The sequence below is a fragment of the Paenibacillus sp. J22R3 genome (assembly GCF_056269305.1).
This window is the reverse complement of record NZ_JBWDNS010000001.1, coordinates 1641469-1667309: the sequence shown is the minus strand read 5'-3', so window position 1 is coordinate 1667309 and position 25841 is coordinate 1641469. Positions and strand designations below refer to the sequence as shown.

Here is a 25841-nt window from a genome sequence, read left to right as displayed (position 1 = left end):
TCAACTTACACTTAATTATCGGGATATAGGTAACCAATCTTTAATAATTATGACGATCTTTATCTTATCTTTATCTCAATTGAATGTGTTCTTCATTATGGGATTGTACAATTGGGCATTGAGGGACGCAGCAGAAATTATGTTTCCACTCTTCTGTTTGTTAAACTGATTCTAGAAAATCCGTGAAATAGGGGCGGCAGCATGAGAACGATATTGATCGTCGAAGATGAGGAAATATTGCGTGAAATCAGTAAAGATTATTTCTTGAACGAAGGATATAAGGTGCTTGAAGCGGCTGATGGGAAAGCTGCGATGGCGTTGTTTCAAGAACATGAAGTGGATCTGATCGTGCTGGATATTATGCTGCCGGAATTAGATGGATGGTCGGTATGCCGCAGAATTCGCAAATCCTCAGACGTCCCGATCATCATGTTGACTGCCCGTGCCGATGAAGACGACACACTGCTTGGCTTCGAACTGGGTGCCGACGACTATGTAACGAAGCCATATAGTCCCCCGGTGCTGCTTGCAAGGGCGAAGCGGCTCATCGAAAGTCGCAGCCGAATCGGAAAGCTGGCGCAGCCGGAGGACGCATTAAGTATGAATGGGATCAAGGTTCATTTTCCATCGCGGACCGTTACGATCGAAGGGACTTTAATTACACTCACACATACCGAATTCGAGATTCTTACCTACCTCATGAACAATCAGGGGATTGTCATTTCACGAGAGCAGCTGATTTCGAAAATATGGGGTTATGAGTACGCCGGAGATGATCGCACGGTGAACACGCATATTCGCAATTTGCGCACGAAGCTGGGCGACAAGGCTCATTTGATCGTTACGATTGTTCGGACAGGCTATAAGTTCGAGGGGCAGATATGAGAAGCGGCATCGTGCTGAAATTGTTCGTGCTTACAACAACGCTATGCATGTTAATATTGGCGACGATTTATATCGGACAAACGGTTTTCTTCAAAGAGTATTACGCGAATCGCAAAGTAAGCGACTTGCAAGCGAAGATCGGTGAATTTAAGAACTCCTATTTGGAAGCAAGAGGAAATGCGCTTGCTATCCAATCGCTGGAGCAAGATTTCTACAGGAATAACAATGTAACCATCACAAGCTTGGATCACGATGGTAACTTAAAGCATATTAACGACTTTTATCTGGAAATCCGATTGCTTAAGACTTTAACCAAAGAGCAGGAGAAGCAGCGCTTTAAAGTTCCTCTCTATCAGCTCATGAGCGTGGAAGAAGCCGCTTCGGGTCAATCATTGCTTACAGCCGGAGTCGATCTGATTATTCAAGGGATAAAGAGTCATTCCTTGCTTATCCCGATTACGTTGCATCATCCATCCGGGGAAATCATATATGCCAATGAGACTTTTAAGCGTAAGGCTTTTGGGGTCGGCGATAAAATGGAGATAAGGAAACCAATCGACTCGGGAACTTCGTCTTATGTGAGTCTATTCGGAGTCGTCACGGACATTCGGCTTCCGCAAGGCGGAGGATTATCAGATGTGATCTATTCCAATCCGCTTTTCCTGGAACAGATCAATGCGTTTCAAGCAAAGCTGTTATTTGAGAAGCTTCAACTTGCCGATTCACTGGTCATTCAAGATTATGAGCAGAATAACGTGAAGTATAAACTGTTCATCCAGCCTGTTCAATATGACAATGGGACGACAAACTATATCTTCGCCATGGCATCGCTGCAGCCGGTAGATGAAGCTGTTCAAATGATGAAGGACTATTATGTGTATATCGTCGTGTTTGTTTTGGTGCTCATCTTGATTGCATCGCTTTACTTTTCCATGAAAATCGCAAGACCGTTGCTGCGCATCAATCAGACGACGAAGAAGATCGCAAATCTCGATTTCTCGGAAAGCATTCCTGTTCGTTCGAAGGACGAGATCGGGGATCTATCGCGCAATATCAACCAGTTATCTGCTACGCTGCATTCTTACATCGGTAAGCTGCGGGAGGATATCGAGAAAGAAAAACAGTTGGAGCGCACGAGAAAAGATTTCATCGCAGGCGTCTCCCACGAGCTCAAGACTCCTCTCAGCGTCATGAAAAGCTGCATTTCGATACTCAAGGATGGCGTAGCGGCGCATAAGAAGGACCATTACTTCGAAGCGATGGAGAATGAGGTGGACAAGATGGACCATCTCATTGTCGATATGCTGGAGCTGGCAAAATACGAATCAGGAACGTATAAGATGCAGATGGACGAGTTTTATATCGATAAGTCGATCGAATTGATTTGTGAGCAGTTGGCGCACGAACTTTCGGATAAACAATTGCGGTTAAGCCTTCGGCTTGTTCCAGCTTTGGTTATTGCCAATCAACATCGCATCGAGCAGGTAATCACGAATTTCATGACGAACGCGATTCGCTACACGCCGGAGAAGCAAGAAGTCATCGTCTCCGTGGTGGAGGAAGCGAACGGGATTGCCGTACGCGTTGAAAATAGAGGCGTCCATATACAGGAGGAGCAGCTTGATAAAGTGTGGGATCGCTTCTATCGGGGAGATACGGCAAGGCAGCGAGAGGGTGGCGGGACAGGGCTCGGGCTTGCCATTTCCAAGAATATTCTGGAGCTGCACGGAGCCGAATATGGCGCGGCCAACACACAGGATGGTGTCGTATTCTACTTTAGCTTGAAGAAGAAACGTTAATGCAGTGTTAGGTCTGAAACGCTTGTCAGGAAGGTGCTCGTCACCTCCTTGACAAGCGTTTTTTAGTTTCGCTAGTAATCTTTATTTCATCTTTATTTCGGCTCCATGTGGTCTTTATTGGCGGTAATTATGATGGATTTATGAAAACAACACCTAAATTAATTGCCATAGCCATTGTCGGAGTCATCGTATCGGCCAGTCTCTTTCAAATTCAAACGGAAGGTGCGACGAAGCCGAAACCAATCGAAGCAGAGCCATTAGTGATGGATAATGATGTGAATTTACCCTTGAAAGGAAAAACGATTGTTCTCGATCCCGGACACGGCGGCAAGGATGTCGGTTCCACAGGCGCTCAAGGAACTTATGAGAAGGATGTAACGCTACTAACCGCGTTAAATGTAAGAAAGAAATTAACCGAGCAAGGTGCAACTGTCGTCATGACCAGACAAGCCGATACGACGATTTCGCTACATGCAAGAACGGAAGTAGCGCTTGCCGAGAACGCGGACTTGTTCATCAGCATCCACTTCGATGCTTTTCAAACCCGCGATGTGTATGGGATGACGACTTACTATAACAACCCGCAGGATAAAGAGATCGCCGAGATCATTCATGATCAATTGTTCAAGCAGGACATGCATACGAAGGATAGAGGCGTTCAGTTCGGCGATTATTATGTGATCCGCGAGAACGAGAAGCCGGCTGTGCTGTTAGAGCTTGGATATATTTCGAATAAGAACGAAGAAGCGAGCATGCAAACCAATTCGTTTCAAGAGCAAATATCATCTGCGATTACCAGCGGCGTTATCGAGAGTCTTCGTTAAGGAGAAGGAGAGAGAGGAAGGTCATGTTTCGTATAATCATGCGGCGGCACAGTGTCGTTGCAACCTTATTTCTTGCTCCAAGCGCGATCGGATTCTCAATCTTTTACTTGATTCCGTTCGCGATGGGCTTGCGTTATTCCTTTATGAATCGAACGACCGAAGGTTCATTCGTCGGCCTTAACAACTATAAGGAGGTATTGGCGAGCGATTCCTTCCTTCAAGCAGCGAGGAATACATTACTGTTTACTTCCGTCAGCGTTCCGATCACGATCGCTTTATCGTTGCTGCTGGCCTTGTTATTGAATCGGAACTTGTATTTCCGCAATTGGCTCAGCACCGCGTACGTGTTGCCGCTTGTCGTACCTGTCGCTTCCGTTGTCCTGATCTGGCAAGTGCTGTTCGATTGGAACGGAGCAGTGAACAGCTGGTTGCATGGACTTGGCGTCCCAAGAATCGATTGGATGAAGTCGGATTGGGCACGAGCCGTGCTCTCCGTCGTCTATGCGTGGAAAAACATCGGCTACAACATCATCGTGTTTCTAGCCGGCTTACAGAGTATACCAAAAGATTATTACGAGACGGCGGATCTTGAAGGCGGTGGCCCGGTCCACAAGTTTACCCGTATTACACTGGTCTACCTGACGCCAACGATGTTTTTCGTCGTCCTGATGGGACTGATCAGCTCGTTTCGAATATTCCGGGAAACGTATTTGATCGCGGGTGATTATCCGCATGACAGCATTTATACGCTGCAGCATTACATGAACAACATGTTCTTGTCGCTTGATATTCAGAAGCTTACATCCGCCGCGTCAATCATGGTGGTTTGCTTGCTCGTTCTTGTTTCAGGGATGTTTGCATTAGAACGGCGCTTTACTAATTACTTGGAGTGATGGGGAGAATCAATGAAACTGAAAGCTGCCATTATCAAAGTGGCGATCTCGATACCGCTAGCGTTGATCGCATTCGTTATGCTGCTGCCGATCATCGTATCCTTCACCAATTCGCTCATGACGGAACACGAAATCGAATCGAACTATAATTTGATCGGGAAGATGGCGGATACGGCAGCCGGCGGCAAGGATGCCTTTGTCAATCTGAAACTTATACCCAACTGGGTTTCGTTCGAACAGTACAGCAAAGTGCTGATCGAGACCCCGACGTATTTAAATCTGTTTTGGAATTCGGTTTACATGGTTGCGTTCATTATATCGGGGCAGGTTATTGTTGGCTCTCTGGCTGCCTATGCCTTTGCCAAGCTCCGCTTTCAGGGTCGGGACCGGATGTTCTTCGTTTATCTGGTGGCGATGTTAATGCCGTTTCAAGTGACGCTCGTACCGAACTATATTATTGCGGATCAATTAGGCCTTCTGAACCGTGCAAGTGCCATCATACTGCCCGGTATCTTCGGCGCATTCGGCGTGTTCATGCTTAGGCAATTCATGTTATCGATCCCGAACGCTTACGTGGAGGCGGCCTATATGGACGGAGCGGGTCATTTTCGCATCTTCCTTCAAATCATAGTTCCACTTATTAAACCGGGATTCGCGGCGCTGATCGTGCTCTTGTTCGTTGATTATTGGAACATGGTGGAGCAGCCGCTCATCTTTCTCGATGATACCTTCAGACAGCCATTGTCGGTGTATCTCTCCGTCGTTCAGCAGGAAGCAATGGGCATAGGTTTCGCCGCATCCGTCTTCTACATGTTGCCGATGGTGCTGTTGTTTCTATATGCGGAATCACATTTTATCGAAGGCGTTCAAATGTCCGGCATTAAAGGGTAGGAGGTTTGTTGGAAGTGGAAAGGCAAGAAATCGAGCAAGAACATACAGGCAGGAAGAAGAAGATCCGGCTGCTCGCCATCTTGTTTGCCAGTGGATTAATCGTGCTTACCCTGTTCAGCAATACGCTGCAAACGATGAATATAACGAAGGTATGGACAACCATCGGACGACAAGAGGAGCTCGTTCAGACCTTTACCGGAAGCGGTGTATTGGAGCCAATTACTGAAGCTTCGTTATCGAACAAAGCAGGTTGGAACGTAAAAACCATCAAGGTCAAAGCAGGAGAAACCGTGAAGAAGGGACAGACGCTCGTCATTTACGAGAGCCTTGAAGCCGAAAATCGTTATCTGGATGCCAAGACCCAACTGGAGCAGCAGCAACTATCCATACAAGGCTTACAGGACCGTTATGTTGAAGCCGCAGCCAGCGATGATGCGATTCAGTTGCGCAGCGCGAAGCGGGATCTCGATAGCGCACGTCTGACGCTGGCCATGCAGCTGCGTAATCTGGACAGCATGAAGGCGGATCTGGTCAGCAACCGCGAGCTGAAAGCGCCTTTCGACGGAACTGTGATGAACGTGAGTGCCGTGGAAGATATGCTATCCGCCAGCGCCGGTCCCGATGTTCATATCGCTTCCTCCAGTCAAGGTTATCGGATGGAGCTGCTGGTACCTGCTAAGATTAGCGAGAAATTGCGCATTGGACAGAAGCTGGATGTCCAAGTCGGTCACGCGGAGGATGAGAAGCAGCTGGAAGGGAGCGTTACGGGGATCCAAAACAAAGAAAATCAAATGAACATCGTAATTGCCGTGAAACATGAATCGCTCCGTGGAGGCGAACAAGGACGAATTGACCTCAGATTTGCGTCTTCGGCTGATAATGGCGGCATCGTTATTCCGAGCAGCGCCATTCACCTTGAGGGTGATGCTGCTTACGTTTATGTCGTCGAGGAGAAGAAAGGTCCGCTTGGCGATACAAGCCATGTCCGCAAGGCGACAATCAAAGTCGGTGATTCGAATGAAACCGATACTGTCGTGCTGCAAGGGATTTTTCCGGATTCACCGATCATTCTGGAGAGCAGCGCACCTGCTGTTTCAGATGGAGAGCGTGTTCGAGTAATGGTCCATTAATACTTATCAAATGAGGAAAGCGGGAATGAAGATGGCAAGAGTTCTAATTGTAATCATGAGCTGCATCATAATGTTTAGCTTAACAGCGTGCGAGGGAAGCAAGAACACGAATATCCCTACCGGAAATTTATCTCGACCCGAGGCGAATGAATCGCCAAAGAATACAAGCGATGAGTCAAAACCTGCAGAGAATGCAGCAGCCGAAGCAACCCCGCAGGGGCTGGAACCGCTTGACGATAAACCCAAAACCATTGTCGTGTCTATTCTTGGAACTACCGACATCTACAAGCTGGCGAAAGAAAAGTATGAAGCGCTGCATCCGAATACGACGATTCAGTTTAAAGAATTTGAAACCGGCAGCATGATGAGCGCATCTGAAGTGGAGCGATATATCAAAACGACGACGACGGAGGTGTTGTCCGGCAAGGGGGCGGACTTGTTCGCATTTACGACTGTGGAGCTGCCTATTGATAAGTACGTCAGAAAAGGCGCGTTCGAAAACATAGACAATTGGATGAAACGGGATCCCAGCTTCGATCCGCAACAATACCATATGAACATTATGGATGGTTCCCAAATGAACGGCGGCCTGTATATTATGCCAGTCGAATTCTATTTGGAAGCATTGTACGGAGATGCGGAGGGGATCAAGAATGCCGGAATTATAATGGATGATAAAAACTGGACATGGAGCCAGTTCGCCGAAATCAGCAAGCAGGTGGCAGGCAAGACCGGACATTCCTATTCCATGAATTTTTTGCCGCCTGAGGCGATGATCAATAATCTCGTGTCTGACAACTATAACCGATTAATCGATGGTGCTAACGGCAAGTCATCGTTTGACACTCCTATTTTCACGGATTTACTGACGGGAGTAAAGGAGATGTATGATGAGAAAGAGTTAAGAAGTGATGCGGTGGAATTCACCAGAAGCTACTTATCTTATTCATTAATGACTTCTCCAAGCGATTATCTTCTACGACTTGCCATGTATTATAAAGATGGGAAAGTATACCAGAAGCCGCATGCTGCGGATCAAAAGTCGGGCATTTCGTTTCTTGTAACGAATCAAATTGCCATGAACGCCAATTCAGAGGTGAAAAGAGACGCTTGGGAGTTTATGAAGTTTCTGCTGTCCGAAGAGATGCAATCTTACCCGAAACACCCGGGAGCTTCAGGATTCTCGATGAATAAAGCGGTGAATGAACAGGCGATCGTAAACGTCAAGGTGAATGGTATTGATAAGGCCGTAAGCGGTAAAGGCGGAGATGTTAAGATCGAAGTAACGGAGGAGAATCTACAGGTTCTCCGTGACATGCTGTCCGAAGCCAGCTTAAGAAATATAGGCTATGAGACAACCGTACAGAAAATCATTGCAGAGGAAGTCAAAGCGTTCTTCGCGGGGCAGAAACCTGCTGATGCAGTAGCTAAATTGATCCAGAATCGGGTAACGACGTATTTGAATGAGTGACCGGGACGCGCCACTATTGTTTGTGGTGCGTCTGTTTCTTTTCGGACATAAGCGTTACTGCTAAGCAGCATATAACGACATTAGTGAGCGTAATTTAGTGAATAAGCTAATGAGAGGAGCGCCTATGTAAATGACTACGCTTTCCATGATTAAGGCCTTAGCTTTGCTCATCGGAATGATGAACAATACGCCCACTGAAGTTTCCGTGTATACCATGATAGAATGCCCCCATGAGCATTGCTACGATGCAATCAATGACACAGGAGATTACTGTTTGTTCAGCGAAACTAATTTTCGACAAGAAACACCATTAAAAGAAGGCGACAAAATATTTGCTATTTTCCTTCAAAATGATGAACATAGACTGGTTCGTGTTGTCAAAGCGGAGCAGTGAACTCATACTTATCGTACTTTTGAGGTCGTTCGGACATGATTCCGACGGCTTTTTTTGCTTTTTTTATCGTTCCGGATACTACTGATTTTGCTGCTTCCAAGGCATCACATAGGCGAATGGCTCGTCAATTATTCCAACAAAAAGACACCATAGAGTGACAATTTCGTCACCTAATAAATGGTAATATAAATCTAGAATCTCATATTATATGAATGGAGCGCAATCAGATGACCCAAGACAATCAGCAGCAACTTCATGATTTCGTGAAACTTATCCAAGGTTTTTCCGAATTGACCAACACGATTAGCTTGGAATGGTCGAATTTGAACAATGCCAATTGGGTGGCCGTTAATTTGCGCGAGTATCCGTTTCCGTATTCAATCGATGTCATGAAAGTGAAAATCAGCCAATGGGCAGAAGCGCTCTCCAATCAAGCCGAATCACGAGCAATTGTAGTAGATAACTGGCTGCATCCCGTACAGGTTGAATCAGGTTACTAAGCAACTAAGATTCAAGATCATCTCTACATAGTTAAATAATAAACCGCCTTTTACAGGGGCGGTTTTCTTATGTTTATTTATATATATTGGAAATTATCATTTGTTTTGCTAATAATTGGACGTTATTCTCGTCACCACAAATGCTCGTCCCCGTATACTGATAGAGACGCTGATTCTTTTCTAAGGAGGGAAAAGATGAAGAAATGAACTTTACGAGTATTCCTCTGCACCGCAGCGTTGCTCACGTTAATCTGGAGCGGAGGGAGATCAGGTTATATTAAGGAGGCGAATGAGGCAATGGGAACCATCACGGTTAAATTGACTGAAACGCCGGAAGCATTCAATAATCCGATCATGGGCTTTAGACCATCTCGCAATATAAACGATACTTCTTTCCCAAATCGGGAATATGCGGATATTTATAAACACTACATCAAATACACCGATCTGGAAATGAATGCAACGGACACCGTTCAGAAGATCAAGGATTGGAGCAACAAATCTTGGGTTGGCATTGAAAAGAAGAATATTAAGGTAGTTCCACGCGTTGTCATTGTTTTCCCTAATGTCGGGGAGTATTGGCCGAATGGGATCACACATGGTGATCCTGTCAATCAGTGGCTGACAGATGTCTTGAAAACCCGGCTTGTGGCGTTTATCGCGAAGCTTGGGCAAGCTTGGGATAATGATCCTCGAGTAGCTTTTGTCGAGCTTGGCTTGTATGGCAAATGGGGTGAGCACCATATTTATCCTAATAAGTTTCCTGACGGATCACACATTATTCCGCTTAGTTTCCAAAAGGCTCTGGGTGATGCATCTACTGCAGCATTCCATAACAAAAAAATGCTTGTCCGCTATACGGATACGTTCAAGGCTTATAATTTCGGAATTTACTGGGATTCTTTCGCGTTGCCGGATGATGCTAGCACCGGGAATGGGGAGATTGCGCGAAATAATTGGCAGACGCAGATTAACAGCGGTGAAGTCGCTTATAACTGGGGGAACCAGTCTAAGCTAGGCGGCAGTCCCAATGGAACGCTGAGCAGTGTCTCCAATACGAACTATGTCATTGACTGGATTATGAAGACGCATACTTCGAGCTTAGGGTGGATTTCGGATTATACAGCAAGCAATCCCGCAGTAGAAGTCGGGGCAACCGCCATGCAGAAGGTGCTTGGCTATCGCTTCGTGTTGAATCAAGCAACGTTTACGAGCAATGTGGCGCCGGGAGGGACGATGAACGTTTCGTTCCAGGTTACTAACAAAGGCTCCTCGCCATTCTATTACAACTGGCCGGTGGAGGCGAATTTGCTTAAGAGTGATGGGACTGCTGCATGGAAGGGCATATTCCAAGGCGATATTCAAACTTGGCTGCCTGGTTCAGACTGGAATAGCGTGACTCGTGCGTACAATCAAGCTCCAGCTGCCAACACCGTGAACGGTGCATTCAAGATTCCGACCACATTGGCGAATGGAACGTATACACTGACGCTGTCCATTCTGGATCCGGCTGGCTGGCAGCCTGGTGCACGATTTGCCAATACCAACTACTACACCGGAGGCAGAACGCCGATCGGTAAGGTAGGCATCGGCATGGAACCCTCCAATCAAACGCTCGGATCGTTCGCAAGCTTGAAATCAGATACGACACTTGGTTATAGTCTGCAAAGCGGTGCGTACACCGGATCAGTCGGAAGCACAGACACACAAGCGCCGACAGCTCCTGCGAAGCTGACTTCGACAGCTAAAACGACAAGCACTGTCAGCCTCAGCTGGTCGGCTTCAACAGATAACGTAGGCGTAGCTGGTTACGATGTCTATCGGAGCAATAGTTTTGTCGGCAGCACAACAAGTACTTCCTACAGCGATACCGGACTTCAAGCATCGACTGGCTATAGTTACATGGTAAGAGCGAAAGACGCGGCAGGTAATGTTTCGGGGAACAGCAACGTTATTAGCGTAACGACGAATGCAGCCAGTACTTCAATTTCGATTGAAGCGGAGTCTTCGGCCAATACACTTGCCGGCGGTGCAATCATAGTGTCGTGCAGCTCCTGTTCAGGCGGTTCAAAGGTCGGTTACGTTGGCAACAACAGCGGTACGCTTCAGTTCAACCGAATCAACGTGGCAACCGCCGGGACCTATACGCTGGTCATTTCCTACGTGAATGGAGATGCGACAGCAAGAGCGGCTCGGATCACTGTAAACGGTGCAATCGCTAATTTAAGCTTCCCATCTACAGGCAGTTGGTCTACACTCGGCACTTATCAATCGTCGGTTCAGTTGAAAGCAGGGGACAATACGATCAAGTTTACTAACGCCAGCGGATGGGCGCCGGACTTCGACCGGATCCAGATTAATCGAAAAGTGTAACATTGACAGGGATCCCCGTTCATTCGGAGGATCCCTTTTTTCAGTCAATTCGATTATATAGATCATCCCCCCCTCCAAGAACGACAATGAAATCCGGTATGAATTCCCATCCAATAATTCCGATTAAGCAGAGCCGCGGCGAGCATGATAACAATCGAAGGAATTGACTGGGTGGTTGAACTTACAGGATCCGAGTTGATCGAGAGGAGGATTTCGATGTGCGTAAGACTTTAGCTTTAACTACGGTGCTGTTATCGGCTTCATTGGCTTTGTCCGGCTGCAGGGTGGATAACGGCGATTCGAATCAAATAAATACTCACTCTCAAGGTGTAACACCTAACGAAAAAACAAAAAGTCGCATGATTCCAACCGAGTCATCGGAACCGAAAGTGAAGCTGTTTGGGCTAAATACCTTTAAATTGACTGAAACGTCGGAAGCATTCAATAATCCGATCATGGGCTTTAGACCATCGCGCGGCATAAACGATACTACTTTCCCGATTCGGGAATACGGGGCAATTTATAAACACTATATCAAGTACACCGATTTGGAAATGAATGCGACAGATTCCATTCAGAAGATCAAAGATTGGAGCAATAAGGCTTGGGCGGGCATTGAAAAGAAAAATATGAAGGTTGTTCCGCGAGTCGTCATTGTTTATCCAAATGTCGGGGAGTATTGGCCGAACGGAATTACGCATGGCGATCCCGTTAATCAGTGGCTGTCAGAACCTTTGAAAGCCCGGCTCGTGAGTTTTATCGGGAAGCTTGGTCAAGCATGGGACAATGATCCTCGCGTTGCTTTTGTGGAGCTTGGCTTGTACGGGAACTGGGGCGAGCACCATATATATCCTTTGTCGTACAGCGACCGCACAAATCAAATCCCGCTTAGTTTTCAAACGGCAATGGGGAACGCGTATATGTCAGCTTTCCATAACAAGAAATTACTCATCCGCTACCCGGCGACGTTTCAGGCTTTCAATTTCGGTGTTTTTTGGGATTCCTTTGCTGTGCCGGATGATGCTAGCAGCGGGAATGGGGAAATTTCGCGGAATAATTGGCGAACACAGATTAACAGCGGTGAAGTAGCCTACAATTGGGGCAATCAGTCTAAGCTAGGTGGCAGTCCGAATGGCACGCTTGGCAGTACCGCTAATACGAACTATGTCATCGATTGGATAATGAACACGCATACCTCTAGCCTAGGGTGGATTTCGGACTATACGGCAAGCAATCCCGCCGTAGCAGCCGGGGCAACCGCCATGCAGAAGGTGCTTGGCTATCGCTTCGTGTTGAATCAAGCAACGTTTGCGAGCAATGTGGCGCCGGGAGGGACGATGAACGTTTCGTTCCAGGTTACTAACAAAGGCTCCTCGCCATTCTATTACAACTGGCCGGTGGAGGCGAATCTGCTGAAGAGTGACGGGACCGTTGCGTGGAAGGGCGTATTCCAAGGCGATATTCGAACCTGGCTGCCCGGTTCAAACTGGAATATTGCGACTCGTGCCTACGATCAACCTCCAACTGTCAACGCCGTGAACGGTGCATTTAAGATTCCGACAACGCTGCCGAATGGAACTTATACATTGGCGCTGTCTATTCTGGATCCGGCTGGCTGGAAGCCAAGCGTACGATTTGCTAATACCAACTATTACACCGGAGGCAGAACGCCGATCGGTAAAGTCGGCATCGGTATGGAACCCGCCAATCAAACGCTCGGTCCATTTGCAAGCTTGAAGTCGGATACAACGCTCGGCTATAGCCTGCAAAGCGGAGCATACGACGGATCAACCGGCAGCTCAGACATACAAGCGCCGACAGCTCCTGCGAAGCTAACTTCGACAGGTAAAACGGCAAGCAGCATCAGCCTCAGTTGGTCAGCTTCGTCCGATAATGTCGGCGTATCTGGTTACGAGATTTATCGGAACGGCAGTTCTGCCGGCACTACAACAAGCACTTCCTACACCGATACCGGACTTAAAGCATCGACGAGCTATAGTTATTTCGTAAGAGCGAAAGATGCGACTGAGAATGTTTCGGGTAACGGCAACACCATTAGCGTAACAACGAATACAGCTAGTACTGTAGGCACCTCAGTCACAGTTGAAGCGGAGACTTCAGCCAATACGCTTGCGGGTGGAGCTATCGTAGTGTCGTGCAGCTCCTGCTCAGGTGGTTCAAAAGTCGGTTACGTTGGCAACAACAAAGGTACGTTGCAGTTTAACCGAATTAACGTGGCAACTGCAGGGACCTATTCGTTGGTTATTTCCTACATGAACGGCGATACGGCAGCAAGAGCGGCTCGAATGAGTGTAAACGGTGCAACAAGTAATCTAAGCTTCCCAGCTACAGGGAGTTGGACTACACTCGGCACTTTACAAACTACTGTTCAACTGAAAGTAGGATACAATACGATCAAGTTCTCCAACCCTAGCGGTTGGGCTCCGGACTTCGACCGCGTCCAGGTCGTTCGAAGAGGGTGAAAATAAAAAGGGATCCCCGGTTAATACGGAGGATCCCTTTTGTCGGACATTCAGAGAATGTCGGTAGTGAAGAGAAACCTTAGCGGATGTTAATGTCATGCTAAGGAGATTGTTCTCGCACCGCCGTCAACCGTGGCGGCGTATGAACCTTCTGACTCACAACGGCTCTAGAAATTTTACGCCTGTAAGTTTCTCGCTCAATGTCCATAGCTTCTCGGCATTCTCTGGGTCCACGGCGAATGGAGCAACGCCGTCATGAACATCCGAGTCCGTAGGGACAACTTTGGAAATATCCACATTTTTGAGATACACGCCGCCTTTTCCGTCCAACTTGTTGCTTACGGCTGCCCATACCGTAGTAGCCGCACCTTCTGCTATCGTCTTCAGATCATCGCCATAGTCGCTGTAAAGGCGGCCGTTTGTATCAAACGCCCCGGCCGCTTTAAGTTCTTCATGGGACATGTGGCGTGAAAGCGAAGTTGCAATTACTGTTCCCGGGTGAACCGAGAAGGCACGAACTTGATCAGCCATTCCGCGCTTGTCCAACTCTACTGTAAACAGGACGTTCGCTGTCTTGGACTGCGCATAGGCTCCCCATTTCTCATAATCGCGGTTCTCATAGTTCGGATCTTCAAAGTCAACACCTGCAATGCGATGGCCTTGAGAAGATACCGTTACCACTCTTGCACCGCCAGCTTGCTTCAGAGCAGGCCATAGGCGGGCTGTTAGTTGGAAATGGCCCAAATGGTTTACAGAGAATTGCACCTCATAACCGCGTTTGTCGTGCTCCAGGCTAGCTGGAGTCATCACCCCAGCTCCATTGATAAGTATATGAAGTGGACGGGAGGACTTCAGAAAGCGTTCTGCGAAAGCGTCAATCGATTCAGGAACAGCGAGATCCATCGTATCCATTTCAACACCCGGTATATTTTGCAGAGTTTCGCGGGCTTTCTCAATCGAACGGACAGGTACAATGACTGTAGCTCCTGCCTCAGCAAGAATGCGCGTTGTCTCCAGACCAAGACCGGAGTACCCGCCTGTCACGATAGCCACTTTGCCTGTCAAATCTTTCCCTTCAAGAGCTTCCTTTGCTGTTGTACGCGGTCCGAATCCAGACCCTACAGGTTCTTGTTTTGTTAGTTCAGTGCTCATGTAAAGCCTCCAATTCTATAAAAGTCGCGTGTAGTTCACTTAACCGTCTCCTTATTCTGTTTAAGGAAATCACCCGTCTTTAATTCTTCAAAATGCTTAAGCTTGTACCTTAAAATATCCAGTATCGACAGCATATCCGCCATCTGCGATTCAATTTGGGAAGCATGTTCCTTCAGCAGAGAGTAGCATATTTCGTATTCTCGCCTGGAGGAATGCTCCATATAATTCTGAATCTTCTTTAAAGGCATATTGGTTCTCTTGAGAATGGAAACGAACATATAGCGGTCCATATCCAGCTGCGCGTATACACGTTGGCCGCTATCACTGCGAGCAGGTATGGGGATTAAGTTAATCTTCTCATAGTAGCGAATTGTATCCATGCTAAGTCCTGTTCGCTTGGAAATTTCCGTAATCGTGTAGGTCGGTTCCACTTCCATAATTCTACCCCCTCCAAATGGTAATATGGCTCTCTTCCCGCCTACATTATGTAGGTTACAGGTTGGAGTATACTCCAAGTCAAGCATGTCGCACATTTTTTCGTGATGCATCGCCTTTTATTCGCAGATTAATTCTTGCATAAAAAAGCCCTGCGTTATGCTTCTTTCGCAAAATTCGCTTTTTCACAGGGGGTGGGGAAGACTAGTTTATTAAATCAATTATTTTTGATTTAGTTATTGACCAGAGGATATAAATTATGGTAAATTTGATTCGCGGAATAACATCAAATAAATTTGATTAATATTGAGGCGATTAAGTTGAAAAAAGTAATCCCGGTTAGTGTGGCTAATGTACCAGAAATTTCGTTCGAGCGCTTCGAGCAAAAATTCAAAGCTTTAGCCGATCAAAAGAGATTGCAAATCTTATATGAACTCTGCCAACGCGGAAATACGTGCGTTTGCGACTTAACTGAAATCGTGGATATGCCGCAATCCAAGCTCTCTTATCACCTTAAGATTTTATTGGATGCCAATCTAATCAAAAAAGAGACGAAAGGCACCTGGAGTTATTACGAGCTTAATTCGGATGAAATCGATTCGTTACTCTCGGAGCAGCTATGCTGTATTTTTAGACCAAGCGATACATCATCCGGTTGTTGCTAATTTTTTTAACCATATAATCAAAAAAAATTGATGAAGGAGTGCTTACGTATGAAAATGCACGTAGCCATTAATGTTAGGAATTTGGAGCAATCACTCGAGTTTTACAAAAAGCTTTTTAATGCAGAGCCGACAAAAGTCAAAGAGAACTACGCTAAGTTCGAGCTTGGTAATCCAGACTTGCATTTTTCGTTGAACGTTCGTCCGTACGACAACCGTGGCGTTTTAAATCATTTCGGCTTCCAAGTACAAAACACAGAAGAAGTGCTCGCGACAAAAGCGCGCTTACAAGACGCTGGTTTGGTTTCGTTCGACGAAATGAATACAACATGTTGCTACGCGGTGCAGGATAAGATTTGGGTATCTGATCCAGAAGGTAATCCGTGGGAAGTGTTCTACACCAAAGAGGATAGCGAGTTTGAAGCAGCAGAAGACCATGTGAGTGCCCAACAAGATGTTTGCTGTGTCACCCCTGCACCTCAAAAGGTGGAGCTAACAGATATGCGCCTGAAAAATAAATGCTGCTAATTAGTAATTCTCGCACGCTGGATACCGGTGGGCTGTTTTTATAAAATACATCATACAAATGAACGCTGTCCGGTTGTTCCATTTGAAATACTGAAATGGGAAATACCAGATCCGACTCCAAAGGCTGACGAAGATGGTAACATTGACGAGTTTCGCGTAGTACGGGATGAAATAAAAGAAAAAGTGCTTCAGCTGCTGAATGAACAGCGGGTGATTGGTGCATAAGGAGTATCTTAATGAACAGATTCAAGTGATGGCAGATGATATGGGGGTTCAACATGACGATAATAGCTTTTCTTATTTTTTTAATCACTTTAACGTTTGTAATTTGGCAGCCAAAAGGACTTAATATCGGCTGGTCGGCAAGCGGTGGTGCGGTTCTTGCTTTAATATTCGGGGTCGTTAGTTTTGCAGATGTCGGTACCGTAACCGGTATTGTGTGGAATGCAACACTTGCCTTCGTTGCAATCATTTTGATTTCACTTATTTTAGATGAGATTGGTTTCTTTGAATGGGCTGCTTTGCACATGGCTCGACTTGCAAGAGGCAATGGTAAGCTGATGTTTGTGTATGTTGTTCTCTTAGGCGCAGCTGTGGCGGCATTCTTCGCTAATGACGGTGCAGCGCTTATATTGACACCGATTGTTCTGGCGATGGTACGTGCACTTAAATTTGACCAGCGGATGATTTTGCCGTTCATTATGGCAAGTGGATTTATTGCCGATACAACTTCACTTCCGCTTGTGGTCAGTAACCTCGTTAATATTGTATCGGCTGATTATTTTGGTATCGGATTTGTCGAATATGCAAGCCGGATGATCATTCCAAATATGTTTTCTCTACTCGCAAGCCTTCTGGTCTTGTTCCTGTTCTTCCGCAAGAGCATCCCAGGCAATTATGATTTGAAGCAACTCAAAAAGCCTGTTGATGCCATCAAGGATAAGAAAATGTTTAGGTTGTCATGGATTATATTAGCGGTGCTTCTCGTTGCGTATCTGGTAAGTCAATTCATCCATGTTCCGGTCTCTGTCATTGCTGGCATAGTTGCAGTGTGGTTTATACTGGCTGCGAGACGTAGCCCAGTTCATACATGGAAGCTCCTAAAAGATGCTCCATGGGCGGTTGTGATCTTCTCCATTGGTATGTATGTCGTTGTATATGGGCTTCGTAATGTTGGACTTACTGACGAGCTCGGAGATGTCATTCAAGCCGTGGCTGATAAGGGACTCTTTATCTCCACGTTGGGCATGGGTTTCCTAGCTGCGATATTGTCTTCGATCATGAACAATATGCCAACGGTTATGATAGATGCCCTTGCTATTAAAGGAACGGCAACGGAAGGTGTTATTCGAGAATCACTTGTGTACGCAAATGTGATCGGTAGTGATCTGGGTCCGAAGATTACACCGATTGGTTCACTGGCAACTCTTTTATGGCTACATGTGCTATCACGTAAGGATGTAAAAATCACATGGGGCAATTATTTTAAAACAGGCATTGTACTGACAGTTCCGACGCTATTTATTACGCTTACCGGACTTTATCTGTGGCTGCACTTAATTAACTCCACAAGCATTAATGTTTGGGTATTAATTGCTGTTTTCATGGTAATTACAATCGCAGTTGCATTGCTAGTCAAAGCAATATTCGGTCCTAGAAGAGAACGTCTTGATGAAGTTGTTCAAATTAAACAAATACACAACAAGGGAGATCAACCATAATGAATAAGCCACTCGTTTACTTTCTATGTACAGGAAACTCATGCAGAAGCCAAATTGCCGATGGTTTTCTAAAAGCACTCGGCAGTGATAAATATGAGGTTAGAAGCGCAGGGCTTGAAGCACATGGCTTAAACCCACGTGCAGTTCAAACCATGAATGAAGCAGGTATCGATATTTCAAGTCATACATCCGACGTCATTGATTCTGAAATTTTAAAACAGGCGGATTACATCATCACGCTCTGTGGACACGCAAATGATAATTGTCCGGTTGTTCATAATGACAAAGCGGAGAGATGGCACTGGGGCTTTGATGATCCTGCTAAAGCAACAGGAACAGAGGAAGAAATCACAGCTAAATTCCGTGAAGTTCGCAATTCGATTAAAAATCGCATTGAGCAGTTTGTGAAAGAGGGTAAATAACCACATGTCTCAGGAAAAGAATTATCATGCTCTACACGACAACATGATCTTCATGGGTGGGGCTACTGATGTAGAAGCAATGGTAAAAAAAGAAGGCGTTGAAGTAATCGTTGACCTACGAGCGGAAGCAACAGAGTGCGCTTATCCGGAAGCTGGTGTGAAGTGGATACTAGTGCCGCTCGAAGACAACACAGATGACATAGAGGAAGAACTATTCAAGCAAGCCATTAATCACGTCCTGGAAGCGTATAAAGGCGGTAAAAAGGTAGGCTTTCATTGCGGTGGCGGAAAAAGCAGAACTGGAACCGTTGCAGCGGGTATGCTAATCGCTTTAGGTCAGTCCACTACAGTGGATGATGCAGAACTAAAAGCAAAACGAATTCGTTCGATAATAAACATTAAGCCTCCTCAGCGGGCTGCACTAGAAAAGATATTCCCAAATAACTAACCTTACAAGGGATGGCTAGCGCTATCCAAAGCCCACAATCCCAGTAATACCAAGGGGTTGGGGGCTTTTTGAATTTATCTGTTTCGCATCAACTCGTGTCTGAACCAGTTTTAACCCTTTGGTAGACAAAAGAAAAAACCCGGCAATTACGCGGGTTTCGGCGTTTAAATTATGGTGATCTGGACAGGGTTCGAACCTGTGACCCCTACCCTGTCAAGGTGGTGAACTGTGTTTCAGCATGTTTTGATATGTTTGCTGAAGCCGCGCCGTATAAGGATTCATGTGCGCTAGTGTTGCGGCCAATCTGAACATTGATGCTAATGTTTCGCATCAAATTCGCATCAAACCTTTGTCCACGTGGTCAACCTCTCTAACCATCCTCTTACTAAAAATATTCTAATTATATATTATATCTATGACAATAATGACAGAGTGGGTTAGAGCCAGTAATACCAAGGGTTTGAGGTGTCATAGAAGTTAGTCATAGTTGTCAGAAGTGTCATTGAATTAGCTTAAAGGCATGAAAAATATCAAAAACTATTATTTTGTTGAAATCAGGTAGACTTATCGTAATAAATTCCATTATTGTTGAATAATTAATAGAAGTCTTCAAGATTCATAATAGGAGGGGACTGCCCTATGGAACAACATCTTCGTAATCCTTGGCAGGATTTGCAATATCCTGCAACTAAAAAAGTTACCAATATTTTGTCTCCGTTACGTCGTGCAATCGCTGCAGCATCAATGCCATATGTTAAGGCTACAGTTGAACAAACTCAAAGCGCCATCAGGCAGCTTGGTTTAGTATGGGAATCTGTTCCGACTTGTATTTATTGTAATGAGATTGCTACTTGTTGGGACCACCTTGGCGCCCTCGTTAGTAGCAAAGAACCGTCAGGATACATAACCGCATATTCCAATTTAATCCCCAGTTGTTTACCTTGTAATACCTCCCGGGGAAATAAGTCTGTTAAATCTTGGTTGAATGGAACAAGTAAGCGAGTGAAAACAATTAGAAATAATTGGGAAATAGAAGGTTTGAATACAGCGGAGATTAAAAAGAGGATAGAAAGTAAGGTGGAAACTTTAGAAAAATTCAAAGAGTGGTCACTTGATGAGGAAATCCCGCCTCATATTGATATGAGAGAGCAACGTATGCTTGAATTGCAAAAGGAATCAATCGTACTCCTCAATAAGGTTGAAGATCTATTAGTTGAGTTACAAAAAAACGCTGATAATATGAAACAACTAGGAGAGAAACAGATACAATTGATCTATAATGGATGACAAACAGAAAAGAACTGCAGTCAGTTTATGATGCTGCAGTTCTTTTTTGTTTAAATTAACCCACACTGCCGGATGATTGCTTATTCTCGAACAAGGTATTAAACGTATCGGCTGCAGCTTGATCCACTTCGCGCAGTACATGCATATACACATCTTCAGTGACTGAAGTCCGACTGTGGCCTAGTCTCTTGCTAATCGCCTTAGTAGGCGCACCCTGCAGAAGCATGAAGGTGGCTGAAGTATGGCGGAGATCATGGAATCGAATTCTCGTAAGACTGGGATGGCGTTTGAGGAATCGGCGCCACCACGTTTTGGCACTAGATGGATTCAAAGGCTTTCCGTTCCATCCGGAGAAGACGAAGAAACGTTCACCGTCTTCCCATAGGTCCAAAGCTTTAAGTCGATTTTTTAGGCATTCTTTCTTATATTCACGTAGAAGCGGGAGCAGCGGATTTGGCAGAGCCATCTCTCGTTTACCCGCTTTTGTTTTTGGTGCTTTGATCTCATAACCATCATCGCGCGTGTAAGACAAAGCCTGCACAACCTTTAACGTTCCACGCTCGAAATCGATATGATCCCATTCAAGGCCAAGTAGCTCCCCTTGTCTAAGACCACATGTAACCGCGATTGTGACCATAATCCTCCATAACACAGATTCCCGCTCCAATGCGTTGAGAAGGAAGCCGACCTGTTCTTTATCGTATACCTCCATTTCACGCGTTTCCTCTTTAGGCTTCCTAACGCCATCCATCGGATTCTCCTTGATGATCTTCCATTCCTGCGCATGCTTGAATACGTTCTTTAGTACCCGATATGTAATCTGCAACGTAGAAGTACTGATAAGTTTACCGGATCCGTCTGCCCGCTCCCGCGCAGCGCGTGATTCGAAATAGGACACCAGTTCAAATGTCTTGAAGCTATCAAGGCGCTTATGACCAAACACCGGCAGTATCCTATTGTTTAGGTGAATCATATACGTGTGGAGCGTTTTCTTCTCTAACCTCGTGATTGCGTACTTCTCGCGCCATTCCTTAATGAAAGCTTCCAGAGTCATCTTCTCCGGAGCGATGAATCCGCCAGATTTAACCTCAATCTCGAACTTGGCAGCTTCAAGCTCAGCTTCCTTTTTCGTTTTCGCTTTAATGGTTTTGGTGTGACGGTTGTACTTGCCGTTTGCTCCGATGCCGGTATAAACGATGACCTGCCACGAATCAATCCCTCGTTTTTGGATACTAGCCATTGCTCCTCGATTCCTCCTTTGGTTTCCTGCTTTCACGTTTCCTGCACGCGTCACTACAGAATAGCGCATCTGTTTTCTTTGGAACAAATGGCTTGGTACAACATTTACAGAATTTTGTAGCTTCGCGACCATTGACTGTCCGCCACAGGTCATAATAAATGGCTGCTAGCAAACAGTTAGTTACTTTGTGGTCTTCATAAAATATGCCCGTTATAGGTGCTTCAAATGGCGCTTCGGTACCTGGACTCCTTTGTTTCAGAAAATTAAAACCTAAGAATATCGCGCCGGTATCGATGAAAAGGAAAATGTGTCGTTGAATAACAAGCCATGCAAGAATGCGAAACTCTGACATTTTCCCCATATCGCTTAGCATTGTTTTCTGGCCGTCGTACCAATAGAGTCTCTCATCGTCTCTATAGAGGTGTACATCTTCAATCTGTTCGTTATTTAGAAATGCCTTGTACAGTGCAAAGATTTTGCTAACATGGCGGACATGCCATTCCCATTCACTCAGACTTTCGCCCCATGCTTCCCTGTCGTATTGAAAGTTAGCTACATAGGTTTCATCATCCAAAAGGTTATTAGGGTTAGAGCCTTTCATTTTAAGCAATCCATACCGGTTGGCAAACTCAAGCATTTTTTTTGGCTTATCCAGCCTAGAGAACTCCTTAGCTATACCAGCCACTTCGAATGTTACTTGATTTGCATATTCAAGAAGGTTGTCAGTTTTTGCTGCAGGCACTATTTCTAGATTGGAACCAGATATTGAGATTTTCGGTACAATGATTTGGTTTGTGTCATCTAACTTATATAGTGTCTGGATGAACGGGCTTTTCATTATTACTCCTCCAATGCGCGAAAAAAAATTTCAAGTGTCCTACGTTTGTCCGCGATTATTAATGTATTATTGTTGAATATTGCGGACAATTGGTATACGATGTCCTTAGTTCTAATATTAACATTAACATTAAGCAAAGGAAAGAGGGAGAGCATGAAGCATTTAAACAGTAGAACATTATTCGACCAGTTCAACACGAACAATCATCGTCAATGGCGAATTGCTGCGCAAATGAGGATTAGCGAACAAACGCTAATTCGCTGGCTCCGATTCGAATTATCACCTGAACAAGAGCAGCGAATGCTGAAAGCGATTGCTGAACTTAATGCCGGATTGGATCAGGAGCTTGTCGCACGATGACGATACGAAATGACGGGAGGGGTTCAAAAATGAGGATCGCTTACAGAGTACAAGAAATGAGCGAGATGCTAGGGGTGAGCAGCGATACCATTTATCGGATGTGCCGGGAAGGTCTCTTGCCCCATAAACGGATCGGCAAGCGTATCATCTTCCACATGCCTACAGTAAATGCGTGGCTTGGCGCCGATCATAAAGGAGCTATTGCTCATGGATCAACGCACCATTGAACATGCAGTAGCGCAACTGGAACAGAACGTGCCAGACGAACTGCTCCAACTGAAGATATGGGCACTTCATAAGAAGAAGGCGCCTTTCTCTACCAATAACGTGCCGGCTTCTGCAGTGAACAGTGATACATGGTCAACCTTCCCAAGCGTGGTCAAAGCGTTTCACTCCGGTGACTTTGATGGTGCAGGCGTGTTCATTACTCCTCCATACTTCGCACTAGATTTGGATAAATGCGTTGTTGATGGCCATATGAGTGATGAAGCGCGGAAGATCGGGAAAATGTTCATGACGTATGGTGAACGCAGCACTTCGGGTACAGGGGTTCACTACATAGGCAAAGGGGCAAAGCCCGGAGATAAATGCAAATTTAAAGTGCCAGGTATGAAAGAACTTGAGATGTACAATCATTCTCGATTTCTTGTAATGACTGGTCAGTGGATCACAGGAACGCCGAAGTCGTGCGAATTCAGGCAAGAGCAGCTATCACGACTGTATACAAGGGCGGTTGAGATTCAACCAAGTAAGTCGCCGGCAACTGAGCGGAGAGCATCGGAATTATCCGATGATGAAGTAATTGAACGCTTAGAAAGTGCGAATAACGGCCAGAAGTTCCGCCGGCTGTTTTACGAAGCGGACCTTAGCGTGCACAACTTTGACCACAGTCGAGCTGACTCGGGTTTATGCTCAATGATCGCCTTTTACACGAAGGATGCTGAGCAAATTGAGCGCATTTTCGAACGGTCTGCACTGGTTCGTGACAAGTGGCACAAGCGAGAGAAGTACAGGAGAGAAACCATAGCTTGGGCGCTCAGGTGAGGGGAGTGAAGGTGGACAAAATGGCTAACAGCGCATTGAACGAAGGAACAAAGAAGGTTGTAGGTTTTGCTGCTTGGAGGAAACATCTGCAGAAGAATGACAAAGGCGTGGTTGTTAAAAGCACTTATAACGTCTTAACCATTCTTGCGAACGATCCGGAATTAAAAGGCTCAATAGCGTTCAATGAGCTAATTAATGAGGCTTACGTGACCGGGAAGTTACCGTGGGCAGAATTCAGCGCTGTAAGGAGATGGCAAGACGATGATGATGCTTGCCTCCGGAATTACATCGATCTCCATTATGGGATTCGCAATAAGGAGATGCTGCACGATTGCTTGCAAGAAACGCTAAGGAAGGCTGCATTTCATCCAATCCGTGACTATTTAAACAGCCTTAACTGGGACGGGGTTGAACGGTTGGATACCGTTTTAATCAAATATCTTGGGGCTAATGATGATCAATATACACGTATCGTCACTAGGAAGACATTTACCGCAGCAGTAGCGCGGATTATGGCTCCCGGTATCAAATACGACACCATCTTGACGCTAGTAGGGCCGCAAGGCGCCGGTAAAAGCACCATACCGCGGCTCATGGGCAAAGGATGGTTCACGGACTCATTGCAAAATACCAATGATAAAGACGCGCTGCAGCTCATTCAAGGTAATTGGGTCATCGAAATTGCTGAGTTGTCGGCAATGCGGAAATCCGAGATTGAGGCTTTCAAGAACTTTATCACTGCAGCAGTGGACAAGTATCGACCTTCGTACGGTCGGCGAACAGTTGAGCGGCCTCGTCAATGTATCTTCATTGCTACGACGAACGAAGATAGTTTCTTACGAGATCCGACTGGGAATAGACGTTTCTGGCCGGTGCGAGTTGAACGCAAAATGACACCAGACGATATAGCCGAGTTTGCGTCTCTGGTCGATCAGTTCTGGGGCGAGGCCAAGTATCGCTATGATAACGGCGAGAAGTTGTTCCTCGATGCCGAGCAAGAACAGGACGCAAACGAGAAAAGGACACCGTTTGTCGACTCGGACCCGAGGCAAGGACTAATTGAGGCCTATCTCGAGATTCCGCTGCCGAATTCATGGAAAGACAAAAGCATTGATGAACGCCGTACTTTTATCCAAGACGAATCCGGCAGCAGAGTAAAAACTGGGACGGTTCAACGTGATAGGGTTTCAGCAATTGAGGTATTTTGCGAACTGTTTGGCAAGCCGAAGGGAGATTTCCACCCGGGTAAAGGCCGAGAGATTCAAAATATGCTCAAGGGCTTGAACGGCTGGAGGTTCATCAATCAACAACGAGTTAGCGGTGAATACGGAAGGCAGGGGACCTATGAACGGATGAGTCAGATCCCTTTGAGTATAGACGCTAAGGATTACCCGCTTTGAACGTGCTCAGAAGGATGGAAGGCTTAGGTGCAACCGTTTATCTACGTGCCGACCAACCACACATCAAGGAGGGAACGGATAAGCTCCCAACCTCCCTGGTTGAGCTAGCAAGAACGCAACGGTCGGAGATCATAGCCGAATTGAAGCGTGATGAATTAGCGCGGGAATCGGGGTTTCTGAGGCTCACAGCTGGTGTATATGAGCGCCAGACACAGGCGAATGCTCATGTATTCATCACCGGCGATAATGACGTGTGGACAGCTTGGCGCGAGTCATTCCGCGAGGGTAAGAGCGTAAGCGAGAAGGTGATTGCAGTTGAAGTAACCTTCGAAACGGCATTGATGGAAGCGAAGAAATATGTTGGATACGTGACAAGAAATGGGAGGCGTTAAATTGGTCGAAGCAAATGAACTAGAGATCCGGTGGAAACTGGCAGAGGCAAAGTTGATTAACGCGAAGACAAGGCGCGCACGTCTAATGGTGGTACTAGCTGAGCGCAGGAAAATGAGTGCTGAGCAAATGGAAATGTTAATCACCCAAGCTATGGAGCTCCTGGTAAATGAAAAAGACGACTCCGCCCCAAACGGAATCGCCTCGAAGGTAAAACTACCTAACCAACATCCTACCACGTCAAAACGCATAAAAAAAGAGGGCGCTTAAT

The 25841-nt window shown here is 45.9% G+C and carries 27 protein-coding genes; 23 read left to right on the top strand and 4 right to left on the bottom strand.

Going from position 1 to position 25841, the window contains the following annotated elements:
• The first annotated feature begins 201 nt into the window (after window positions 1-201).
• From AC0YN4_RS07860 to AC0YN4_RS07810, 11 genes are all read left to right on the top strand, one after another.
• A complete protein-coding gene (locus AC0YN4_RS07860; RefSeq protein WP_475779259.1) occupies window positions 202-885 on the top strand; it encodes a response regulator transcription factor in 684 nt (227 codons plus the stop codon).
• Window positions 882-2684, top strand: coding sequence for a sensor histidine kinase (locus AC0YN4_RS07855; RefSeq protein WP_475779260.1), 1803 nt, complete (start codon window positions 882-884; stop codon window positions 2682-2684). Before AC0YN4_RS07860 ends, AC0YN4_RS07855 begins: the two co-directional genes overlap by 4 nt.
• A gap of 140 nt (window positions 2685-2824) precedes the next feature.
• On the top strand, window positions 2825-3508 hold the full coding sequence (locus tag AC0YN4_RS07850; RefSeq protein ID WP_475835512.1) for an N-acetylmuramoyl-L-alanine amidase family protein: 684 nt from the start codon (window positions 2825-2827) through the stop codon (window positions 3506-3508).
• Window positions 3509-3531: 23 nt separating this feature from the next.
• Window positions 3532-4401 (top strand): carbohydrate ABC transporter permease, encoded by an 870-nt coding sequence (locus AC0YN4_RS07845; RefSeq protein ID WP_475835511.1) that lies wholly within the window; start codon window positions 3532-3534, stop codon window positions 4399-4401.
• A 12-nt stretch (window positions 4402-4413) separates the two neighbouring features.
• Window positions 4414-5292: a carbohydrate ABC transporter permease gene (locus AC0YN4_RS07840; RefSeq protein ID WP_475779263.1), complete on the top strand. Its 879-nt coding sequence runs from the start codon at window positions 4414-4416 to the stop codon at window positions 5290-5292.
• A gap of 14 nt (window positions 5293-5306) precedes the next feature.
• Window positions 5307-6422: an efflux RND transporter periplasmic adaptor subunit gene (locus AC0YN4_RS07835; protein WP_475835510.1), complete on the top strand. Its 1116-nt coding sequence runs from the start codon at window positions 5307-5309 to the stop codon at window positions 6420-6422.
• Between the two features lie 55 nt (window positions 6423-6477).
• Window positions 6478-7893 (top strand): ABC transporter substrate-binding protein, encoded by a 1416-nt coding sequence (locus AC0YN4_RS07830; RefSeq protein ID WP_475835509.1) that lies wholly within the window; start codon window positions 6478-6480, stop codon window positions 7891-7893.
• A gap of 130 nt (window positions 7894-8023) precedes the next feature.
• Window positions 8024-8287 (top strand): hypothetical protein, encoded by a 264-nt coding sequence (locus tag AC0YN4_RS07825; RefSeq protein ID WP_475835508.1) that lies wholly within the window; start codon window positions 8024-8026, stop codon window positions 8285-8287.
• 212 nt (window positions 8288-8499) lie between these two features.
• Entirely contained in the window at window positions 8500-8787 is a 288-nt protein-coding gene (locus AC0YN4_RS07820; protein WP_475835507.1) for a hypothetical protein, read from the top strand.
• Window positions 8788-9084: 297 nt separating this feature from the next.
• Window positions 9085-11160: a DUF4832 domain-containing protein gene (locus tag AC0YN4_RS07815; RefSeq protein WP_475835506.1), complete on the top strand. Its 2076-nt coding sequence runs from the start codon at window positions 9085-9087 to the stop codon at window positions 11158-11160.
• Window positions 11161-11378: 218 nt separating this feature from the next.
• Window positions 11379-13643 (top strand): DUF4832 domain-containing protein, encoded by a 2265-nt coding sequence (locus tag AC0YN4_RS07810; RefSeq protein WP_475835505.1) that lies wholly within the window; start codon window positions 11379-11381, stop codon window positions 13641-13643.
• A gap of 156 nt (window positions 13644-13799) precedes the next feature.
• On the opposite strand, the gene AC0YN4_RS07805 is transcribed toward AC0YN4_RS07810, so the two are convergent.
• Both AC0YN4_RS07805 and AC0YN4_RS07800 read right to left on the bottom strand, forming a co-directional pair.
• Window positions 13800-14795: an oxidoreductase gene (locus tag AC0YN4_RS07805; protein WP_475779270.1), complete on the bottom strand. Its 996-nt coding sequence runs from the start codon at window positions 14793-14795 to the stop codon at window positions 13800-13802.
• 35 nt (window positions 14796-14830) lie between these two features.
• On the bottom strand, window positions 14831-15232 hold the full coding sequence (locus AC0YN4_RS07800) for a MerR family transcriptional regulator (protein ID WP_475835504.1): 402 nt from the start codon (window positions 15230-15232) through the stop codon (window positions 14831-14833).
• Between the two features lie 342 nt (window positions 15233-15574).
• On the opposite strand from AC0YN4_RS07800, the gene AC0YN4_RS07795 reads away from it, so the two are divergent.
• The 6 genes from AC0YN4_RS07795 (at window position 15575) to AC0YN4_RS07770 (ending at window position 20298) form a co-directional block, all read left to right on the top strand.
• Window positions 15575-15895, top strand: coding sequence for an ArsR/SmtB family transcription factor (locus tag AC0YN4_RS07795; protein WP_475835586.1), 321 nt, complete (start codon window positions 15575-15577; stop codon window positions 15893-15895).
• A gap of 48 nt (window positions 15896-15943) precedes the next feature.
• Entirely contained in the window at window positions 15944-16420 is a 477-nt protein-coding gene (locus AC0YN4_RS07790; protein ID WP_475779273.1) for an ArsI/CadI family heavy metal resistance metalloenzyme, read from the top strand.
• A 278-nt stretch (window positions 16421-16698) separates the two neighbouring features.
• Window positions 16699-18141, top strand: a complete 1443-nt coding sequence (locus tag AC0YN4_RS07785; protein ID WP_475779274.1) for an arsenic transporter — start codon at window positions 16699-16701, stop codon at window positions 18139-18141.
• Window positions 18141-18563 carry an arsenate reductase (thioredoxin) gene (arsC, locus tag AC0YN4_RS07780; RefSeq protein WP_475779275.1) on the top strand — a complete coding sequence of 141 codons (423 nt, stop codon included), beginning with the start codon at window positions 18141-18143 and terminating at the stop codon, window positions 18561-18563. The genes AC0YN4_RS07785 and arsC overlap by 1 nt, the downstream gene beginning before the upstream one ends.
• 4 nt (window positions 18564-18567) lie before the next feature.
• On the top strand, window positions 18568-19011 hold the full coding sequence (locus AC0YN4_RS07775; protein WP_475835503.1) for a protein-tyrosine phosphatase family protein: 444 nt from the start codon (window positions 18568-18570) through the stop codon (window positions 19009-19011).
• Between the two features lie 639 nt (window positions 19012-19650).
• Entirely contained in the window at window positions 19651-20298 is a 648-nt protein-coding gene (locus AC0YN4_RS07770) for a hypothetical protein (RefSeq protein ID WP_475835502.1), read from the top strand.
• Window positions 20299-20353: 55 nt separating this feature from the next.
• Here AC0YN4_RS07770 and AC0YN4_RS07765 read toward each other — a convergent pair whose 3' ends face one another.
• Together AC0YN4_RS07765 and AC0YN4_RS07760 are read right to left on the bottom strand one after the other, a co-directional pair.
• Entirely contained in the window at window positions 20354-21538 is a 1185-nt protein-coding gene (locus tag AC0YN4_RS07765) for a tyrosine-type recombinase/integrase (RefSeq protein WP_475835501.1), read from the bottom strand.
• Entirely contained in the window at window positions 21531-22376 is an 846-nt protein-coding gene (locus AC0YN4_RS07760) for a hypothetical protein (protein ID WP_475835500.1), read from the bottom strand. The genes AC0YN4_RS07765 and AC0YN4_RS07760 overlap by 8 nt, the downstream gene beginning before the upstream one ends.
• 153 nt (window positions 22377-22529) lie before the next feature.
• On the opposite strand from AC0YN4_RS07760, the gene AC0YN4_RS07755 reads away from it, so the two are divergent.
• From AC0YN4_RS07755 to AC0YN4_RS07730, 6 genes are read left to right on the top strand one after another with little or no spacing between them, the layout of a single operon-like run.
• Window positions 22530-22736 (top strand): hypothetical protein, encoded by a 207-nt coding sequence (locus tag AC0YN4_RS07755; protein WP_475835499.1) that lies wholly within the window; start codon window positions 22530-22532, stop codon window positions 22734-22736.
• Between the two features lie 29 nt (window positions 22737-22765).
• On the top strand, window positions 22766-22963 hold the full coding sequence (locus AC0YN4_RS07750; RefSeq protein ID WP_475835498.1) for a helix-turn-helix domain-containing protein: 198 nt from the start codon (window positions 22766-22768) through the stop codon (window positions 22961-22963).
• Complete coding sequence (locus tag AC0YN4_RS07745; RefSeq protein ID WP_475835497.1) at window positions 22944-23780, top strand: phage NrS-1 polymerase family protein; 837 nt, start codon at window positions 22944-22946, stop codon at window positions 23778-23780. The genes AC0YN4_RS07750 and AC0YN4_RS07745 overlap by 20 nt, the downstream gene beginning before the upstream one ends.
• 35 nt (window positions 23781-23815) lie before the next feature.
• Complete coding sequence (locus tag AC0YN4_RS07740; RefSeq protein ID WP_475835496.1) at window positions 23816-25180, top strand: virulence-associated E family protein; 1365 nt, start codon at window positions 23816-23818, stop codon at window positions 25178-25180.
• Window positions 25181-25182: 2 nt separating this feature from the next.
• Entirely contained in the window at window positions 25183-25572 is a 390-nt protein-coding gene (locus tag AC0YN4_RS07735; protein ID WP_475835495.1) for a hypothetical protein, read from the top strand.
• A gap of 1 nt (window position 25573) precedes the next feature.
• Window positions 25574-25840, top strand: coding sequence for a hypothetical protein (locus AC0YN4_RS07730; protein ID WP_475835494.1), 267 nt, complete (start codon window positions 25574-25576; stop codon window positions 25838-25840).
• Window position 25841: the final 1 nt, after the last annotated feature.

Coding starts and splice junctions, on each gene's coding strand:
- AC0YN4_RS07805 (WP_475779270.1), bottom strand. CDS start 14,795: ATGAGCACTGAACTAACAAAACAAGAACCTGTAGGGTCTGGATTCGGA.
- AC0YN4_RS07770 (WP_475835502.1), top strand. CDS start 19,651: ATGGAACAACATCTTCGTAATCCTTGGCAGGATTTGCAATATCCTGCA.
- AC0YN4_RS07815 (WP_475835506.1), top strand. CDS start 9,085: ATGGGAACCATCACGGTTAAATTGACTGAAACGCCGGAAGCATTCAAT.
- AC0YN4_RS07840 (WP_475779263.1), top strand. CDS start 4,414: ATGAAACTGAAAGCTGCCATTATCAAAGTGGCGATCTCGATACCGCTA.
- AC0YN4_RS07760 (WP_475835500.1), bottom strand. CDS start 22,376: ATGAAAAGCCCGTTCATCCAGACACTATATAAGTTAGATGACACAAAC.
- AC0YN4_RS07775 (WP_475835503.1), top strand. CDS start 18,568: ATGTCTCAGGAAAAGAATTATCATGCTCTACACGACAACATGATCTTC.
- AC0YN4_RS07850 (WP_475835512.1), top strand. CDS start 2,825: ATGAAAACAACACCTAAATTAATTGCCATAGCCATTGTCGGAGTCATC.
- AC0YN4_RS07860 (WP_475779259.1), top strand. CDS start 202: ATGAGAACGATATTGATCGTCGAAGATGAGGAAATATTGCGTGAAATC.
- AC0YN4_RS07855 (WP_475779260.1), top strand. CDS start 882: ATGAGAAGCGGCATCGTGCTGAAATTGTTCGTGCTTACAACAACGCTA.
- arsC (WP_475779275.1), top strand. CDS start 18,141: ATGAATAAGCCACTCGTTTACTTTCTATGTACAGGAAACTCATGCAGA.
- AC0YN4_RS07755 (WP_475835499.1), top strand. CDS start 22,530: ATGAAGCATTTAAACAGTAGAACATTATTCGACCAGTTCAACACGAAC.
- AC0YN4_RS07750 (WP_475835498.1), top strand. CDS start 22,766: ATGAGGATCGCTTACAGAGTACAAGAAATGAGCGAGATGCTAGGGGTG.
- AC0YN4_RS07765 (WP_475835501.1), bottom strand. CDS start 21,538: ATGGCTAGTATCCAAAAACGAGGGATTGATTCGTGGCAGGTCATCGTT.
- AC0YN4_RS07845 (WP_475835511.1), top strand. CDS start 3,532: ATGTTTCGTATAATCATGCGGCGGCACAGTGTCGTTGCAACCTTATTT.
- AC0YN4_RS07745 (WP_475835497.1), top strand. CDS start 22,944: ATGGATCAACGCACCATTGAACATGCAGTAGCGCAACTGGAACAGAAC.
- AC0YN4_RS07785 (WP_475779274.1), top strand. CDS start 16,699: ATGACGATAATAGCTTTTCTTATTTTTTTAATCACTTTAACGTTTGTA.
- AC0YN4_RS07790 (WP_475779273.1), top strand. CDS start 15,944: ATGAAAATGCACGTAGCCATTAATGTTAGGAATTTGGAGCAATCACTC.
- AC0YN4_RS07825 (WP_475835508.1), top strand. CDS start 8,024: ATGACTACGCTTTCCATGATTAAGGCCTTAGCTTTGCTCATCGGAATG.
- AC0YN4_RS07800 (WP_475835504.1), bottom strand. CDS start 15,232: ATGGAAGTGGAACCGACCTACACGATTACGGAAATTTCCAAGCGAACA.
- AC0YN4_RS07830 (WP_475835509.1), top strand. CDS start 6,478: ATGAGCTGCATCATAATGTTTAGCTTAACAGCGTGCGAGGGAAGCAAG.
- AC0YN4_RS07820 (WP_475835507.1), top strand. CDS start 8,500: ATGGAGCGCAATCAGATGACCCAAGACAATCAGCAGCAACTTCATGAT.